Raw genomic sequence first — 4,081 nt, 5'->3', positions numbered from 1 at the left:
TATGCAAATGGATTAGATTTTTTTGCCTGTGTTCAAAAAGCGGCTGATTTTGCTTGTAAATGCATTGAATATAGTCAAAAAATAGGGGCTCATAATCATTTAGGCTTGTGTTTTGAACCATTTTTAAAAGAATTATAGGAGGAATAAATGATGGTTATATTATATACATTATATAAAAATAGTTATATTGATTTAAAAGAGTTAGATAGTTATCAGGGAGTTACATGTTATTTAAATAGTACTAATCGTTGTAATTGTGCTTGTACTTTTTGTTTAAGAAATACTAAAGAAATGATTGAAAATAATTCTTTGTGGTTAAAAGAAGAACCAACAGTCAAACAAATAATTGCAGAATTTGAAAAATATGATCTTAATGCTTTTAAAGAAGTAGTATTCTGTGGTTTTGGAGAACCGTTAATGCGTCATGACGATTTAATGGAAGTAGCACGATATTTGAAAAAGCGAAGAAATACTTTACCAATTAGAATTAATACAAATGGTCTAGCAAACAAAGCTGCTAATAAAGATATTACTAGTGATTTTGCTGGTTTGATCGATACTGTTTCTATTAGTTTAAATGCACCTAATAAAGAAGAATATTATCAGTTGACTCGTGCTAAATATGGAATAGATTCATTTGATGAAATGCTTGATTTTACTAAAAAATGTCGTCAATATGTTGATAATGTAGTTTTGACAGTTGTTGATATTATTGGTGATGAAAAAATAGCTGCCTGTCAAAAAATAGCTGATGATTTAAAAGTAACATTGAGAGTTCGACCTTTTGAAGAATAAAATAATTTGTTTCATTTGCAAAATGTGCTAGAATTATTATTGGTGAGGTAATGAAAATGATGCAATTAAGTCGACAAGAAAGATTATTGAAAGTTGAAAGTATGACCAATGTTCGTGATTTAGGCGGGTATGAAACTCAAAATGGGTATTATACTAAAAGTCATAAATTTGTTCGTTCTACAAATCCAAATAATTTAAGTGAAGCTGAAAAGGAATATCTATATGACTATGGAATTCGAGTGCAAGTTGATTTACGAAGCGATTTTGAAATCCAGCAGCAGCCAAGTACTTTAAAAGGATATCAGGATATTGAATATTATCATATTAATTTATTACAGGCTAAAAATTTAAATGTTTTACCTAGTGAAGTTAGAAGTTATCATGATTTATCGGGTTTCTATATCTTTATGTTGGAATCTAATAAGGAACAGTTTAAAGAAGTATTTGAGATTTTCTATCAACATCCTTATAATACTATTTTATTTAACTGTTCAGCAGGAAAAGATCGTACTGGTGTAATTGCTGCTTTGTTGCTTGATTTGGCAGGGTGTCATGAATATGATATTGTTAAAGATTATTCCGAATCTTATGAAAACAATTTAAAAGTTATGTCAAAATTAGAGGAATTAGTTGATGAAAATAATCGTGCTTTTTTGGAATCAACACCAACGATGATGATGAAGTTTTTGGATTATTTACGGGAAAAATATGGCAGTGCTAAAGAGTATTTAGTCCAAAGTGGTTTAGAAATTGAAAAAATTGAAGAAATAATTGAAAATTTTACAATTTAAAAAAGAAATTCTCCTACTTGCGGTTGTATATAGTTAGTAGGAGGTTTTTTATATGAAGAAAACAAACAAATTAACATTTAAGCAAAAACAGGATGCAGTAGAAAATTTATTTAAGCAGTACCATCGCGCCAAGCTAAAACTATATTGTTTAGAAAATACTAGTTTTTATCCTGAGGTTGGTTCTAGTCTTGTTCGCGAAAGAAAACGGAATTATGGCAGTAATTCAATTGCCGATCGTTTAAACCGGCGGATTGATGATAAAGATGAATTAAAAAAATTGATATCATCTTTTGAAATTGTTATTAATGCTTTAACACCAGAGAGCCAAATTATCATTACAAACGAATATATATTAAAGAAGGAGGGTAACTGGTGGAGCGAGTTTTATAGCCGTGCTACATATTATCGGATGAAAACTCGCGCGTTAGAAGAAATATTATTTTATGTAAATATCACATAAAAACTTTCTCATTTTCGAGAAAGTTTTTAATTATGAATAAAGATCCAAAAATTCAAGTATAATGCAAACAGTAGCCAAAGAAGGTAGGGGATCAGCAAATAGCTGCTAAAATGATTAATCTGGTAGGTTAATTTAATTAAGATGATTATTAAAATGACTAAAACAAACAAAATAGCTAATGCAAGTAAGTAGTTTTGATAATTGAAAAATACGATTGGCCAAGAAAAATTAACTAGTAATTGAAAATAATAAATGATTAATGCTGTTTCTTTAAGACGATGGTCACTTTGGTGAATTAGATAACTAGAAGTTCCCATCATTATATATAAAATACTCCAAACAATTGGGAATAAATAGCCTGGTGGAGCTAAAGTAGGTCGGTTAATGGAATGGTAAATTTCCATGGAATCTTTTGTTAAAAAAGCACTTAAACCGCCAATTGCTAATGCAATTACAATACTAAAAATGAGCTGTTTATATTTTTTCAATTCGATCACCTATAATATTATAGACAATTTTAAGGAAAATATGAAAAAGATCATGAAAAATTAATTTTATTGATTTTCTAATTAGTGATAACTTAAAAAGTAAAATATTTTTAAATACGTAAAATTGGCAGTAAATGGATGGTAATTGTAAGGAAAAGATGAATTTTTTCTAAAATAGAAAAAATTACTTCTATAAAAAAACGCTTTCATGTATAATGATACTAGAGGTAAGAAAATGAAATTAATATCGTGGAATGTAAATGGAATTAGAGCCTGTATTAATAAAGGTTTTTATGATGTATTAACAGAAAGTCAGGCTGATATTTTTTGTATTCAGGAAACAAAGATGCAAGAAGGACAAATTGAAATTGAAAAACATGGTTATCATACCTATATGAACAGTGCTAAAAAGAAAGGCTATAGTGGTACGTTGGTATTTACTAAAGTTAAACCTTTAAATTATAGTTATGGTATAGGAATTGAGGAACATGATCAAGAAGGTCGGGTAGTGACTTTGGAGTATGAAAATTTTTATTTAGTTAATTGTTATACGCCAAATAGTCAAACGGAGTTAAAACGTCTTGATTATCGAATGCATTGGGAAGATGATTTTTTAAATTATTTAAATTCGCTAAAAGAACACAAACCAGTAATTCTTTGCGGTGATTTAAATGTTGCCCATCAAGAAATTGATTTGAAAAATCCAAAGACTAATCGAAAAAACGCTGGATTTACTGATGAAGAACGGGCTAAAATGACGGCTTTATTGGAAAATGGATATATTGATACATATCGCTATTTATATCCTGATCAAACCGGAATTTATTCTTGGTGGTCTTATCGTTTTAATGCTCGTAAAAACAACGCCGGATGGCGAATTGATTATTTTATCGTTTCTGAATCTTTAAAAGATAAAATAAAGGATGCCTTTATTTGCACAGATATTTTAGGAAGCGATCATTGTCCAGTAGGATTGGAGATTGATTTATAAGTTAAAGGAGAATGTGTCAATGGCACCAATTACATTATTTTCAGTATATGTCCTTTTAGGTTTAGCGGCATTTTTTATTATTTGTGTTGCATACCAAAAAATAAAGAATAAATGATTGATAGATAATCATAATCTTGATTATCAATTATAAGTAAAACGGGAATTTCCCGTTTTTATTTTAGTTTATCGAAATATTAAATTTACATCTCATTTATGTTTAATAAGATATTATGTTTGAATACTGTATAAAACAAACGAATGCTAATTGATGATGAAACAATTATAATTGAATGTAAATGTTTAAAAGTATTAGGAAATTAAGAAAAGACAGTAATATGTATGTCAACAAATAATCAATCAAAGATATATAAAAAGGTTTGAAAGTGCAGTTGGTTGTAGAATGATTTTTGATAAGAAATAATGTATTACTATTAAAGTTGAATAATTGTTGAAACAAAAAGATATGATAATTTTAATGAAAAACGGAAACAGTTGTTTTAGATAGGTGTTTTTTGTTTTTCGGTTTTGTTATTTGATTGTGCTATTTTTGGCGTAT

The 4,081-nt window shown here is 28.3% G+C and carries 5 protein-coding genes; 4 read left to right on the top strand and 1 reads right to left on the bottom strand.

Annotated features, from left to right (window positions below):
* The first annotated feature begins 147 nt into the window (after nt 1-147).
* The 3 genes from J7M77_RS00120 to J7M77_RS00110 are packed head-to-tail and all read left to right on the top strand — an operon-like array spanning nt 148 to nt 2,046.
* Nucleotides 148-795: a TatD family nuclease-associated radical SAM protein gene (locus J7M77_RS00120; protein WP_296874809.1), complete on the top strand. Its 648-nt coding sequence runs from the start codon at nt 148-150 to the stop codon at nt 793-795.
* Between the two features lie 56 nt (nt 796-851).
* Nucleotides 852-1,586 carry a tyrosine-protein phosphatase gene (locus J7M77_RS00115; RefSeq protein WP_296874808.1) on the top strand — a complete coding sequence of 245 codons (735 nt, stop codon included), beginning with the start codon at nt 852-854 and terminating at the stop codon, nt 1,584-1,586.
* 52 nt (nt 1,587-1,638) lie between these two features.
* Nucleotides 1,639-2,046: an MG284/MPN403 family protein gene (locus J7M77_RS00110; RefSeq protein WP_296874807.1), complete on the top strand. Its 408-nt coding sequence runs from the start codon at nt 1,639-1,641 to the stop codon at nt 2,044-2,046.
* 26 nt (nt 2,047-2,072) lie between these two features.
* Here J7M77_RS00110 and J7M77_RS00105 read toward each other — a convergent pair whose 3' ends face one another.
* On the bottom strand, nt 2,073-2,543 hold the full coding sequence (locus J7M77_RS00105; protein WP_296874806.1) for a TspO/MBR family protein: 471 nt from the start codon (nt 2,541-2,543) through the stop codon (nt 2,073-2,075).
* 226 nt (nt 2,544-2,769) lie between these two features.
* Here J7M77_RS00105 and J7M77_RS00100 point away from each other — a divergent pair, with 226 nt between their 5' ends.
* Nucleotides 2,770-3,525: an exodeoxyribonuclease III gene (locus J7M77_RS00100; RefSeq protein ID WP_296874805.1), complete on the top strand. Its 756-nt coding sequence runs from the start codon at nt 2,770-2,772 to the stop codon at nt 3,523-3,525.
* The last annotated feature ends 556 nt before the right edge of the window (nt 3,526-4,081 follow it).

Source organism: Thomasclavelia sp., assembly GCF_017889095.1.
GTDB lineage: Bacteria > Bacillota_I > Bacilli_A > Erysipelotrichales > Coprobacillaceae > Thomasclavelia.
This window is presented reverse-complemented; position numbering and strand designations above follow the sequence as displayed.